Origin of the sequence: Streptomyces sp. NPDC059092, from assembly GCF_042756365.1 — a bacterium.
GTDB lineage: Bacteria > Actinomycetota > Actinomycetes > Streptomycetales > Streptomycetaceae > Streptomyces.
In genome coordinates, this window is record NZ_JBHZEJ010000084.1 from 1 (window position 1) to 12,882 (window position 12,882).

At 70.1% G+C, this 12,882-nt stretch carries 10 protein-coding genes and 1 pseudogene; 8 read left to right on the forward strand and 3 right to left on the reverse strand.

Features of this window, described 5'->3' with window-relative positions; all coding sequences use genetic code 11:
- The first annotated feature begins 399 nt into the window (after window positions 1-399).
- The 5 genes and pseudogenes from ACFXPL_RS32710 to ACFXPL_RS32730 all read left to right on the forward strand — a co-directional run bounded on the left by ACFXPL_RS32710 (window position 400) and on the right by ACFXPL_RS32730 (window position 6,562).
- A pseudogene (locus ACFXPL_RS32710) lies at window positions 400-685 on the forward strand (fic family toxin-antitoxin system, toxin component).
- Window positions 686-1,457: 772 nt separating this feature from the next.
- Complete coding sequence (locus tag ACFXPL_RS32715) at window positions 1,458-3,554, forward strand: hypothetical protein (RefSeq protein WP_384926484.1); 2,097 nt, start codon at window positions 1,458-1,460, stop codon at window positions 3,552-3,554.
- Entirely contained in the window at window positions 3,551-3,730 is a 180-nt protein-coding gene (locus ACFXPL_RS32720; RefSeq protein WP_384926486.1) for a hypothetical protein, read from the forward strand. Before ACFXPL_RS32715 ends, ACFXPL_RS32720 begins: the two co-directional genes overlap by 4 nt.
- The gene (locus ACFXPL_RS32725) at window positions 3,727-4,092 is read left to right on the forward strand and encodes a hypothetical protein (RefSeq protein ID WP_384926488.1); all 366 of its coding nucleotides are present in this window, start codon (window positions 3,727-3,729) and stop codon (window positions 4,090-4,092) included. Before ACFXPL_RS32720 ends, ACFXPL_RS32725 begins: the two co-directional genes overlap by 4 nt.
- A gap of 166 nt (window positions 4,093-4,258) precedes the next feature.
- Complete coding sequence (locus tag ACFXPL_RS32730) at window positions 4,259-6,562, forward strand: protein kinase (protein WP_384926490.1); 2,304 nt, start codon at window positions 4,259-4,261, stop codon at window positions 6,560-6,562.
- 582 nt (window positions 6,563-7,144) lie between these two features.
- Here the strand turns inward: ACFXPL_RS32730 and ACFXPL_RS32735 are convergent.
- Window positions 7,145-9,694 carry a tetratricopeptide repeat protein gene (locus ACFXPL_RS32735; protein WP_384926492.1) on the reverse strand — a complete coding sequence of 850 codons (2,550 nt, stop codon included), beginning with the start codon at window positions 9,692-9,694 and terminating at the stop codon, window positions 7,145-7,147.
- Between the two features lie 148 nt (window positions 9,695-9,842).
- Here ACFXPL_RS32735 and ACFXPL_RS32740 point away from each other — a divergent pair, with 148 nt between their 5' ends.
- From ACFXPL_RS32740 to ACFXPL_RS32750, 3 genes are all read left to right on the forward strand, one after another.
- On the forward strand, window positions 9,843-10,214 hold the full coding sequence (locus ACFXPL_RS32740; protein ID WP_384926494.1) for a hypothetical protein: 372 nt from the start codon (window positions 9,843-9,845) through the stop codon (window positions 10,212-10,214).
- A gap of 227 nt (window positions 10,215-10,441) precedes the next feature.
- On the forward strand, window positions 10,442-10,870 hold the full coding sequence (locus ACFXPL_RS32745) for a hypothetical protein (RefSeq protein ID WP_384926496.1): 429 nt from the start codon (window positions 10,442-10,444) through the stop codon (window positions 10,868-10,870).
- Complete coding sequence (locus tag ACFXPL_RS32750; RefSeq protein WP_384926498.1) at window positions 10,813-11,337, forward strand: TIGR02391 family protein; 525 nt, start codon at window positions 10,813-10,815, stop codon at window positions 11,335-11,337. The genes ACFXPL_RS32745 and ACFXPL_RS32750 overlap by 58 nt, the downstream gene beginning before the upstream one ends.
- 427 nt (window positions 11,338-11,764) lie before the next feature.
- On the opposite strand, the gene ACFXPL_RS32755 is transcribed toward ACFXPL_RS32750, so the two are convergent.
- Window positions 11,765-11,977: a hypothetical protein gene (locus ACFXPL_RS32755; RefSeq protein ID WP_384926500.1), complete on the reverse strand. Its 213-nt coding sequence runs from the start codon at window positions 11,975-11,977 to the stop codon at window positions 11,765-11,767.
- The gene (locus ACFXPL_RS32760; protein ID WP_384926502.1) at window positions 11,974-12,867 is read right to left on the reverse strand and encodes a hypothetical protein; all 894 of its coding nucleotides are present in this window, start codon (window positions 12,865-12,867) and stop codon (window positions 11,974-11,976) included. The genes ACFXPL_RS32755 and ACFXPL_RS32760 overlap by 4 nt, the downstream gene beginning before the upstream one ends.
- Between the last annotated feature and the right edge of the window lie 15 nt (window positions 12,868-12,882).

Genomic DNA, 12,882 nt, shown 5'->3' on the forward strand with positions numbered 1-12,882 from the left:
CTAACAACCCCCCCTACGTGGCCGGCTGGTAACTTTTTGAAAAAGCCCCCCCCGCTACGCGGCGTTGCGTCGTCTCCGCTCCGCGGAGACGACCGGTCCCTCCGGGACCGGTTGATCCGCTCCGCGGATCAGGGTGTGGTGGTCCCGATCGCTCCGCGATCGTGCCTAGCCGGGTTTTTCTCTGCAACTTGACTGTGGTCAAGGTGAGTGAAGATGCCGTCCACTCCGTGGCCGGCTCTGGCTGGCTGAAGGGGCGGGGGTCTGTGGCCTATCGGCTTCTTGTCGATGCCTCATCAGGTGGGTGATCTGACACATTGGTCGAGCGGGGTGCTTCCTTGCTCCTAGAAATATGGAAGATTCGAATCTTAGGTCTCCCCCGTTGACCTTCCTGCTTGCCCGGTGCCCGGTGATCCGCAGGTGGACGACTACGGTCCGCTGTATGCGGCTACCGCCACGGGTCAATGCCCGGGCCATGGAGCGCGACGTCTACGGGTCCTTGTTCCTCAAGGCGGCGGCGCTGTTGCAGACGCTGGTGCGGCTGCCGTGTCTGGAGCACTCCAACGAGGCGTTCGCGTGGCACTGTATCCGCCGAAGGAGGCGGTCACCCTGGTACGGGACACGGCTTCCGGTGCGATGGGGGTTGGCCCTGGTCGGCCGTCAATCGCGTGCGTGGAGCGTTGGCTGACCTTTTGGTGTCCTGGGCTTCTGACGCGCGCCGTTCCCGACGGCGCATGTGGATGTGGCAACTCCGGTGGAGCAACGGGGTTCACTGGCACCCCGTCCTCTCGTCGTACGGATCGGCCGTACATGGTGGAGAGGCTCCAGAAGCCGCCCGCGTGAACAGGCGAACCAAGATTCTTTTCGCGGACAGTGACGAGAGGATGGGACACCCCCTCACCGCGCGTCCATTCACGCCCAGGCGTAGCCGGGGCGCCTCGCGTCCACGGCGGCGCGAGCGCCGAGGAGAACACGCTCCTGCGCCGCGAGCGCGGTCGCAGCGGCGGCCTGCGATCAAGAGGGGCATCTCGCGTCCGTCGATCAGCGTAGTTCGTTTCCTAGGCCGTATTTTCCCTCTTCGCCCTGGGCTATGGGGAGTTGGGCGTAGACTCGTGGGCCGCTGGCATGAGTTGCCAGCGGCGCACCCGCTTCTGGCTAGACGATGTTGGACATGTTTCAGGGCTCGACCCTGGCATGAGAGTGGCTGGCCCCCGCGGTGGTGAGCGTTCGGTTCTCGCGGACCGAGCATTCGCCGCGTGGGGAATGCTCGGTCGTATGCGGACCGATCTGACCAGCAGCTCGCCCCAACTGTCGTGGAACGCCGGTCGGCACGGGCTTATCGCGGCGTGGGAGCCGTTGATGGGGCGTGACGGTGCACGCCGCCTTCCGGGGACGGCGCGCAGTGGAAGCAGAGGCTCATGCCCTCCTGCTGCGCGTACGACACCAGGAAGAGCAGGATCATGACTTCGCTGGACAGTTTCGCGGGCCTGGACGGGCTCGATCACGACGATGGGCTGCCGCCTCTGCTGCGCCGGCCCGTAGCGGTTGCGGAGCCGCAGCCGGTGACCAGGCTCCGCCGGGTACGCAAGGTGCTGCTCACGAACCCGGACGTCTCGCTGGATGAGGAGGCGGCGAACGTCGTCACCTCGGGTGCGGTGCACCCGGTGCAGCTGCAGGCGCTTGTGGCCGCTGAGCCGGTCAGCCTGCTGACGGCCAAGCCCGTCGTCGGCGGCACGCTGCATGCCACCGCGCCGCACTCGCGCTACCTCGACCTGGACGTCCTGCCGGACATCATCAACCAGAGGTGGGCAAACCAGCTGCACACGGCTATGGACACGGTCCCCTCCACGTTCCTGGCCACCACGTACGAGACGCTCACCGATCCGACGAGCGAGGAGCCGGTCGCGGTCTTCGTCGTCCACCTGCGGGACCGCAAGGCGCTGGCCCACGCGGTCGCGGAGAGCATGTCCCACACGTTTCACGCCCAGAAGGGCGAGAACGACTACACCCAGAGCGTGCTCCAGCAGGGGGTGAAGGAGCCGCTGACGCTGTTCGTGATGCGCGTGGTGTACGACGACGGCAGCGAGGACACCTTCCTGGTCACGGGCGACGGCAACAGCCGGCTGATGAGCATGTGGCTGGCGCGGACCGGCGGCGACATCAACGCCGCGATTTCGGCCTGCGTCGCCTCCGTCATCGGTTCGCTGGACTACCCGGGGGCACGCAGCCGGGCGGAGCAGGGGCTGGCCCGTCGGCGGACGGTCGAGCTGACGGCGCGCACCCGCAAGAACCTGGCCGTGCACACGATGACGGAGGCGACGCGGCGGGAGGGCCACACGCTCACGTTCCCCGCCGTCGTCGTTGTCGGCGCGCGCGCCGACGACGGCGGGCCGCTGGCGGACCTGGGGGCGGCCCGCGACGACCTGCTGGCCAGCCTGCACGTCCATGTCACCCCCTGGACCCGGGGAGCGCAGTACACGCAGGGCATGCAGCGGGTCTACCGGCACGCTCTGCGCGAGGGTCTGATCACCCCGGAGACTTACCGCGTGCTGTCGGGCACCGTCGACGCGCAGGAGATGCACGACCTTCTGGGCGTCCCCGCGCACCGGCTGTGGGCGGCTGCGCTCCATCAGCAGGTGCTGCTGTCCGCGCCGGGCGCACACTCCATGAACCGGCTGGTCAAGCAGGAATTCGGGATGACCAGGGGCGACCGGCAGCGCATCAGCGAGCGGCTGGCGCCCACGGTGCTGTCGGCCTACCGCGGCCACAGGAGCATCGAGCAGTCGCTGCGGGCCTTCGGCAACGGCGGCACGATCACCGACCGGGTGTGGAAGCAGCCGTGGAAGCTGACCGAGGGCAGTGAGGTGTCCGAGGTCCTCGACGACATCCTCAACCGCGCTCTGGCCGGCGAGGCCGGCGCGGTGGCGGAGCTGACCGTGCTCGGCGGGACCGCTGCGATCCTCGATGGCTACATCACCCGGGACCGCGGCTCGAAGGAGGGCACCGTCCGCGGCAGCGGCAGTGCGCCGTTCCGGACGACGCCGGTGAGCCTGCTCGACGTGCTGTCGAAGACCGCCGGAGGGCTGCGGATGCTGCACTCCATCGCCCGCGCCCACGTCGCCGCTGACCCGGCTGTCCTGCCCAAGCAGTTCCACACCCACCACCGCGAGGTCGACGGGCAGCTCGTCCGCGACGGCGAGCCCCTGCTCGACAAGGCCGGCGAGCAGGTCATCATCGACTACGAGTGGGACCTCGTCTACGCCTCCGACCCGGTCAGGGCGATGGCCTCCATCGCCGAGAACGGCCGCGAGCCGCTGGAGGCCGAGGCGGAGGACATGCGCCAGCGCCGGCTTCTCGCGGTGAGTGTCGCCTCCGCGCTCGGTGCCGCGCGCTCGCTCGCCCGCCTGCACAAGAGCCGCGGGCCGGAGGTCTTCGGCCACGCCGACACCCTCGACGAGCTGCGCGAGCAGCTGCGGCAGGCCGAAGAGATTCTCCTGCGCTTCGGGCCGTCCCGGGCCGCCTTCCTCCTCGACGAGGACCAGGAGGTCGGACAGTGAACGCCGACTTCCTGCGCCGGGTGGATGCGGTGGCCGGCGGCCACGCGGCCGGCCGCGGCGCCGTGCGGTCGTCGGGATCGGTGGATTCGGCCGGGCCAGTGGCGGGACACCGCCGGGGCACGGTCCACCAGGAGCGCTGCTTTCAGGCGCTGCTCGGGAAGGAGCGGGGCCGGTGAGCGCGCCTGTCTCCCCGCAGTCCCGCTTCGGCGGGGCGCGGCCGGCGGCTGTGAGTGTGGTCAGCGGCAGCGCGGTCGTCGCGGCGCTGACGATGGCCAACGCCCCCTGGGAGGCGGTGATGTGGACCGTGCTCGCCACGCTCGCGGTCTCGCTCGTTCTCGGCCTGGCCAAGATCGTGGTACCTGATGAGTCCGAGCACAAGCTGAACCTGCTCCTTGCCTTCCTCCGCTACCTCGAACACCGGGGCAAACGGCGTGAGCGCCGGGCTGAGCTGCGCAGGCTCCGGCGGCGGCAGCGCGATGACGTGCATCCGCCGGAACAGCGCGAGCGGGCCGCTGGGGGTGATCGCACGCCTTTGTGACCGCTGCCGGAGGTCGGCCCGGCCGTCGAGTGTTTCGGCCGAGCCACCGCCGCCTGACACCAGCAAGACCCGGCACTTTTGCCGGGAGTAGCACCGCCCGCAGGGGGCGGCTGCGTTGTCTGTCTGACGTTCCCGGCCGCAGTCGGGGGTGTCTTCCGGAGGAACCGTGCAGTTCACCGTCCTGCCTGTCCGCGGGCAGCCCGTCTCCCCCTTGCCGGGGCAGGCCTTCCTGGTCCAGGACAACTGGGATGACTACAGCTTCAAGACGACTTTCCAGTTGTTGTGTGTCGATCCGGACGGCGAGGTCAGGGAGATCGGCGGGGTCAAGGTCGGCCGGTTCGGCATGGCAGCGCCGGCCAGGACGCCGCTGCCGGACGGCTTCGAGATCCTGGAAGGGGACTTCTTCTCCCTGGGGCTGAGGGACACCTACTACGAACAGCTGCGCGAGCTGGGCGGCGATCTGCAGCGCGCCGTGCTGCAGGCCCTCAACGACGTCTCCTTCGATCCGGATCTCTTCTCCCGCTCCCGCACCGAAAGCGTGATGCGCACGTCCCTGCTCCGGACCGTCTCCGCCGACAGCATCGCCGGCCGCTTCCGGGGCAGCGCCCTGCCTGCGGCAGCGCCGGCGGCCGTCACCGACGTCACCCGGCGCCAGCTGTTCGACGCGCTGCGCAGCAGCGGGGTGAGCTGGTCGGGCAGCTTGGACGAAGTCGCCTTCCTGCGCAGGCTGTACGACCTGGACCGGCTGGAAAGTAGCGACCCGCGCTTCACCACGGCCGAGGGCGACATCGTCCAGCACTGCTACAACAACCCCGGGGACTGGGAGGACGACTGGGTCTTCGGTGACGAGCGCTTCGCTCTCGCCGACGGCACCGACGAGGTCCTTCTCCGCTTCCTGGCAGAAATGATCCACCCCGCCGTGCGGACGGACACCGGCGAGACCGAGCGGCTACTCGCGCTGATCAACGGCCTGCTGGCCCCCGACGGTTACGAGCTCGCCGAAGCCCGCACCGTCAGCGGCCGCCCGGTGTACGGGGCCCGGCGGATACCGGCCCAACGGCGCACCGCACCACCCGCTCCCCCGGCCGCCACGACGTCCGCACCGTCCGCACTGTCCGGCCATGACGCCTACGCCGCGGTCCGCGACGCCGCTCGCGGCGAGCGCAAGGACTACTCCTGCCCGCGCAAACCGGTCCCGGACGGGTGGCAGGCCGACGTGTTCGAGGCGACCCACAAGGTGCTCGGCACGAAGGTCGCGTTGAAGAAGCTGCACAACAAGTACCCGTCCGAACGGCAAGTAGCCCGCATGCGACGGGAGATCGAGGCCGGTCAGCTGCTGGACGGTCATCCCCACGCCGTGCCGATCCTCGACTTCGGCGCCGACCACACCTGGTTCGTGATGCCCTGGGCGGAGGCGACCGCCGCCCAGCGCCAGGAGCTACTGCGCGAACCGGGCGAGCTGCGTGCCCTGGTCGACGCTCTGGCATCGGTGCTGGCCATCGTGCACAAGGACGGCTGGCTGCACCGCGACATCAAACCGTCGAACATCCTCTACTTCGAGGGCCGATGGGCCCTCGCCGACTGGGGCATCGTCCGCCGGCCGCGCGGCCAGACCACCAAGGTGGGCCGCACCGGCTTCTCCATCGGCACTGAGGGCTTCGCCGCCCCGGAACTGTCCGTGGCACCTCATGAGGCCACGGCGTCCAGCGACGTCTACGGCATCGGCAGAGTCATCGCCTGGGCCCTCACCGGCAAGCTGCCGCAGACCAACCTGCCGCTGACGCCCCCTCCCGGCCCGTGGCGCGCCGTCGTCCGCGCCACCACCCACCAGGATCCGCAGCGCCGTCCTCAGAGCGTCAGTGAGCTGCTTGCCCTGGTCGACCGCGAGCATGCGGCCGTCCCCGAAGCCCCCTTCGAAACTGCCCAGACGCTGTTCGAAGCCGCCGGCAACGGCGACCCGGCCGCCGCGGACGCACTGCTGACCCTGGTGGGCGGCCATCGCGAGGACTATGAACTCCACGTCGGCGTGCTCGCCCGCCTCGACATTCGCCAGGCCGCACCGGCCCTGGCGCGCGACACCGTGCAAGCCCACGACCTCCTGCGCGCCTTGGCCGAGCACGTCGACGGAGACGACACGCACATGGTGCAGTTCGGCGACGCCGCAGCGGTCGTGATCTGGCTCCAGGGCCTCTGCGCACACGCCGCGAGCCACCGCGACTGGGATCTGCTGGAGGAAGCCGCCCACACCATGTGCACCTGGGACGGCGCCTGGGACCAGTGGAGCGCCCATGACAAGATCATTCCATGGCTGCGGACTCTGAAGAGCGACGCCGCATCCGTCGTGGCCGCCGTCCTGCGCGAGCACCCGGAATCCGCCCAGCACTTCAGCCACATCGCCGACGACCGCACCGCCGACCCCCGCATACGCCAGGCACTACGCACGAGCGCACCCGCCTCAAACGGTCAGTGAACGGCCGCCGCAGGTACCCGGCCGTCCACGAGGCGGCGTACCGGGCAACGAGGCCTACCCTGCTGTCCGGACGAACCGCTGTGCTCTGCCGCCCACCGCATCCTCACCGTCTGCATTGCGGGACGAGCGGCCCGGCCGGTCTCCGCGCCCGGGTAGGACGGCGCGCTCCTCATCCGTGCGTAACAACGGCTATCCGAAGCGGTTCGGCCAGGCAGGAGGGCCTCTTCAGTTCGTCCTCGCCCTGAGCCTGGTCGGCGAGTTGCTGGGCAGAAGATGCCGGTCGCCCGGAGCGCCGGTGGGCAGTATCCGTGTCGTCCCTGCTTGACAGGCATGTCACCTCGGCGCGACACGACGCGCGAGTTGTGTCCTGCGGCCCGCTCATGCCCTGGGAGCCGATCACTTGGCCGTCACAGCTGCCCCGGACCGCTTCAACGTGTACGGAGAGGCCCATATCGAGTCGCACACCTGCGCGATAGCGCTCCCTCTTTACGACGGGGTTATGCCGGAGCAGCACGGCGATGTCAGTGGGAGGTGGTGGGATGAGCTCCCGCCGCCGTCGACCCGGTAACTGCCCGCATGAGTTCACGCATGCCCCTGCCGTCCCAGCCTCCGCCGGAGATGTCGGCTGACGGCGGCCTTGGCATCGGCCCGGGGCGGCCGGACGCTCACTGGCTCCTGCGGTTGAACAGCGCCCGCAGCCAGCCACCTTGGGGCCGCTGCATCGGAAGAGAGCGCGACGGCTCGGCGCTTCGTTTGCCTTCCAGGGCGTGGGCTTGCCCTTCGAGGTCTCCTATCCCGGAAGAGGTCGGCCGCCCTCTGGTACGCGATGTCCGCTTGCGCCGATCTGCCCGCCTCCTGCAGTACGAACCCTTGGTTGCACAAGGTCCGTGCCTCGGCATGCCGGTCGCCGGCCTCCCGGAAGATCGCCGCCGCCTGTGCGTGCGCGTCCGCCGCCTCCTGCGACCGGCCCGTCGCCTGGAGTGCGACCCCGAGGTCGTCCATCGCCATCGCCCGAAGGGCGAGCTCACCGGTCTCCCGGAAGATCGCCGCCGCTTCCGTGTGCGCGTCGACCGCCTCCTCGGGCCGCTCGCTGCCTACCAAGGCGCACCCGAGGGCGTTGCCGGCCTTGCCCTCCAAATGCCGGTCGCCCGTAGCGCGGTGGATGGCGAGTGCCTGCGTGTGCGCTTCGAGTGCCTCTGCGAAACGGCCGGTGCTGGCGAGAGCGCTCCCCAAGTTGGTGAGCGCCATCCCCTCGCCCCGCGGGTAGTCGGTCTCCCGGTGGGCTGCCGCCGCCTTCTTGTCGGCGTCGATCGCCTCGTCGAACCGGCCGAGCCCCGCCCAGGCGATCCCGAGGTTGCTCAACACCCTGGCCTCCATATGGCGGTCCTTCAGGGTGCGGTGGATCTGAAGGGCCGCCTGCCCGGCCTCCACCGCCTCGCCGCAACGGCCAGCCTCGGCCAGTGCACCGCCGAGGTTGAGCCGCGCTAATCCTTCGCCCGCAAGATCCCCGAGTTGGTGGTGGATCTCCGCCGTCCGCTCGGTGACGTCGATCACCTCCTCGATCCGGCCCATCTCACTCAGGGCGGCACCCAGGTTCCCCAACGCCTTGGCCTCGACGGGCAAATCATCGCGTTCATGGCTAATCGCCACAGAACTCCGGCTCAGCGTGATCCAGTCCTCCAGGTGCCGCCGCTCTTGCAGCAGCCCGCAGACGGCGAACGTCAGCTCGGCCCCGCTCTCGGCCGTCTTCACGACCAAGTGGGCCCGGGCCAGCCCGGCCAGGAGTCGCCGGGCCTGTGCCAGGCCCCGGTCGAACAGCTTGGCCGCCGAAGTGGTGGACACGTCCGCTCCTGGGGCCGCGCCCAGCAGCCGGAACACGCGCCGCGCATCCTGTGCGAGGTGCCGGTACGACAGCTCGAAGGAGGCTCGCACGGCCAGCGGCCGCCAGTCCGCCTCTTTGCCCTCGTACTCCAGTACGTCCAACCGCATCCGTTCGTCCGCCAGTTCTCTGGCCTGGGCCGCCAACGGCCGGCCGCGCTCGTCCCGCAGCAGCGCGCCGATGATCCGCAGGGCTAGCGGAAGAAAGCCGCACAATTGCACGATTTCCAGTGCCGCTTCGGGCTGGGTGGTGACGCGGTCGTCCTGCGTGCCGCCGGCACGCAAGGCCCGGTCCAGCAGCGCCGCGGCGTCCGCGGCGCTCAACGGATTGAGTTCGATCCGGCGCACGGGCATCGCCGAGAGCCGATGCCGTGAGGTGAGCAGGGCCCGGTGGGGCGTGCCCGGCAGCAGAGCGCTGGCCTGCGCGGGATCGCGCACGTTGTCCAGGACCACCAGCAGTGGCTGGCCCTGTGCCGCGAGCTCCGCCAGCTTCTGCCGCCAGGCGTCGGTCTTCCCGTCGGGCGTGGGCGGCATGTCTCTGCCCTTCACACCCAGGGCGCGCAGCATCCGGTCGGCCGTCTCGGCGGCACCCACCGGTTCGTCGCCGTACCCGCGCAGGTCCGCGAAAAGGGTCCCGCCCGGGAACCAGCCCCGGTCCCGGGCCTGGGTGGCGTGCAGAGCCAGCGCCGTCTTGCCGACGCCTCCCATGCCTGAGACGGCCGACACCACGACGGTCGCAGCCTCCTCGCTCGGCTCACCGGCGCCGTCCAGGGGCTGCAACCACCACAACACCTGGTCGATTTCGTCCGTGCGGCCGGTGAACCCCGCCGGGGCCAGCGGCAGCGTCATCGGGGCAGGTACCGGCACATGATCGGCCGGATCCTTCGGAGGGCGCCCGCCGCGCGCGGCGTCGCGCTCCTTGCGCGCCTGGACCAGGAGCGTCTCCCAGTACTGCGGGGGCCGTGGGGTGTGATCCGATCCGGCCTTCTGCGCCTTGCTCTGGAGGTAGTGCACGAGCGCTAGGAAGTAGCGGGTGGCCTCCCCCGTACTCGGTACGGCCGGGCCCTTCAGCCACCCGGAGACCGACGAGAGGGAGATCTTGACGGGCGGCAGCTGCTTCGCGCCCACGCCCGCCATGGTGGCCAACGTCGGCGAGTCCGCCGCCTTGTAAAGCGCGTTCAGCTCCGCCCGTAACCGCTCCGCGTGCCCCATCGCCGGCCTTTCGCCCCCGTACGGCTTTGCAAGGTTCGCCATCGTCGGAAAAGCCGTCGAACCCGTGGCTGACCAGCGTAGTCGTCCCCGCACGTGACGGTGCCCAGATCGATAGAAACCCCTTGTAAACGGCCTCCTTGGCCTTCCGCCGGCGGCAGTCCGCTGCCGGCCGACCCCGCAGGAGACCGCCATGCCCGACGTACCCGTGCCCCCCGTCCCCAAGGCCGTCCCGGCCGCTCACCCGGCGTCCGCGGCACCCGTACCGCCCGTAGTGATCGCCGTCGTACCGGCCGAGGCCGTCCCCGCCGGCTCGACCGTCGTACTTACCCTGTCCGCCGACTCGTTGCCGGACGGAGCGACGCCGGCCCTGCCGCCTCTTCCGCCCTACCCCCCGTCCGTCCCCGAACAACGCCTCACCCGCAGGCTCCGCGAGTGGAACCTCGCCTGGTGGTTCGCCGTGGCCGCGGCCACGCTCGAAGTACCAGTGAGCCACGAGCTTGCCTACTACCTCCACCAGCACGGACTCATCTCGCCGCTGGAGTATTGGTTCCCACTCGGCTGACCGCTCCCCCGACACGCGTGCAGAGCGGCGCCGTCGCATGAACGGGGCCGCAGCCCCCGGACGAACGGGCCGAGGTCACGGGCTTTCGTAGATGCGAAAATGAGGGAGCCGGCTTCCCACACTCGTGTCATCCTGACCAGTTGGCCATACACCGAGGGGAAGTTGAGAGGGCATGGCAGCGCGCAGACACGAGGCCTGGCCTGCAGCGGTCGTCACTGCGGTGGCGAGTGCTCGGCGACACCGCGCAGGGGCTGACCGGTCGGGAGATCGGACAGCTTCTGGCGGCCGTGAAGGTCCCGGACGTGGAGGGCGCGAACAAGCGGGACCGGCTGGCCGGGGCACTGCTGGCGCAGCAGGAGCGCCAGCAGGCGTCGAACTGTGTGATCGCGTTCATCACCGCAGCGATGGCCCCGGTGCGCTACGCGCAACAGCCGCACGCGTTCTCGCATCGGCAGGACGACCTCAACGAGGTCCTCGTCCATGTCGGGCTGCGGGTGAACGACGAGGGGCGCCTTGCCCGGGGGCCGGCGGCGGCCAGGCTGCCCGGCACGCCAGTTCGCTGCGGGCCGAGCTGCGCCGGCGCTCCACGCATCCGGAGGTGCTGCGCTACTGCACCCTGGAGATCCTGGCCAAGAACCCCTTCCACGCCAGTCTAGAAGCGATCAAGTCGGTGGCCGACCGGCTGCGGCAGCTCACCGGCCAGGTCTTGGACGGGGCGCGGCTGGTCGACACGGTGCTCATGCCCGGCCAGGGGATCGCCCGGGTGGCCGTCAACGCGAACGGCAGCGGGCCCGAGCTGGACGAGCAGAAAGGGCTGGCGAACCTCGTCAAGGGCCTGTTCAGCATGTACCGCAACCCGGCCGCGCACGAGCCGCGGCTTCACCGCACGGTCACAAACGAGGAGTTGCTGGAGCTGCTGACCACGCTGTCGATGGTGCACCGGCGGCTCGACGGCGCGCACGTCACCCCCTGGAAGCTTCCCGTCCCAGGCACCAGCCGACCGCCGTGCGGGCGGTCGGCGTCCGGGGTGGTGCCGGGCCGCTGTCTGGTCCTGTCCATGTGCTGGACCCGCGGGAGTCGCCGCCGTCGTCTTGGCCGTGCGTCGGGCCGGCACCGAAGGTAGTGCCAGCTCGGCGGGGGCGCGCCCAGTGCCATGGAGTGCTACACCCCCGGCCCGGGTTACGGTCTCACCCCCGGCCTCCGTCGCAGAGTTGCACGCCCTGACGCTACCGGCGGCGATCGCGCCACCAGGCGAGCCGGTGAGCGGACTCCTGGGGGAAGACGGACTGGAGGGCCACCACTCTCCCAGGCCGAGCGCGAGGCAGCCGAAGGCGGTGGCGGCCAGCCACCAGGGGGCGCCGGTCAGCGCCAGCACCAGGCCGGTGACGCCTGCGGCCAGGAACGAGATCATTGGTCGTGCGCTGTGCATTGCGAGGTCTCCCCCTTGTGGATGGACGCACCGGTGGGGTGCGCGGATGTCGGCCCGGTTGGTGCGGTCGGGCATGAATCCACTTCACACGGGAGGGGAGAGCCGTGTGTATCGGTGGGTGTCACATGCGGAATCCGTAGCGGTCGAAGGCGCGTTGCCAGGCCTCCTGCATCGCCTGCTCCAGGAGCAGGGTGCTTCGTTTGTGTGCGGCGGTGGCCAGCCACTGGAGGAGCTCGGGCGGGAAGCCGGCTGTGAGCTCGGCGGCCACCGACTGCCCGGGCCATTTCCAGCTGGCCCGGACCACGCCGAAGCCCGATCTTTGGTGCTTGATCATGTGCTTGCGGCATCGCGGCGGGCCTCCTTCAGCTTCTGCAGGTAGGTCTCGTCGGCCCCCTTGTCCGCGGCCCGGTCAATGAAGGCGTCCATGCTGCTGAGGGTCGCGGTGCGGGCATCGGCCATGATCCGGTGCTGTTCCTCGGCGGTGATGAAGCCGAACTGGCGTGCCCTGTCGGCAGGGAGGTCCAGTGCGATGTGCAGGTAGGGCTCTTCGGTGAAGGTGTGGTTCCAGTCAATGAGGACGGCCTCGATGAAGCCGATGACCTTGTCGGGGTGCAGCCCGGCGGCCGCGGCGGCCAGGGGGGCGAAGCCCGGTACCGGTTCCCAGCCGAGGGTGCCCGGTCGGCGCAGGAGCGGCCAGAAAGCTTGTCGGCTGCGGTGAGGGAAGGCCAGCAGCCGACCCTCTGCGGCCCATGTGGCGTACGGTTCGGGCCCTTGCCCGGGGGCGGCGCGGGCGGGGGCGTGAGCGAGCCAGGCGGCGGGGGTGCGCAGCAGCCAGCCGGGCGAGCCTGGTTCTTCCATCACTCCGGCAGCGGGATCGTTCTTCGTGCGCTCGACCAGCCACTGCTCGCAGTACTCGACGTCCACGTGGCGTTGGGCGCGCCAGACCGCCGTGCCGCCCCGGCCCGTCCAGTCGTAGCTGGTGCTCCCGTCTTCCCGCCGCCTGCGGCTGTAGTCCGAGTCGTCGGCCTGGAGGAGGTCCTGGTACTCCTCGTCCAAGGCCGTGTCCTGCTCGTACAGCACCTGCTCCCAGGCTTTGGCTTCAGGGCCGCTGAGATGACGGCGGGCCAGGGCAGTTGCCGCCTTGAAGCGCTCCGAGGAATGCCACGCCTCGTCCTGCTCCAGGCGGTCCGCGACTCTCAGCAGGTACTGGTCCCCCGGATCCACAGGGGCGTCGGACAG

Coding starts and splice junctions, on each gene's coding strand:
- ACFXPL_RS32715 (WP_384926484.1), top strand. CDS start 1,458: ATGACTTCGCTGGACAGTTTCGCGGGCCTGGACGGGCTCGATCACGAC.
- ACFXPL_RS32735 (WP_384926492.1), bottom strand. CDS start 9,694: ATGGCGAACCTTGCAAAGCCGTACGGGGGCGAAAGGCCGGCGATGGGG.
- ACFXPL_RS32740 (WP_384926494.1), top strand. CDS start 9,843: ATGCCCGACGTACCCGTGCCCCCCGTCCCCAAGGCCGTCCCGGCCGCT.
- ACFXPL_RS32755 (WP_384926500.1), bottom strand. CDS start 11,977: ATGATCAAGCACCAAAGATCGGGCTTCGGCGTGGTCCGGGCCAGCTGG.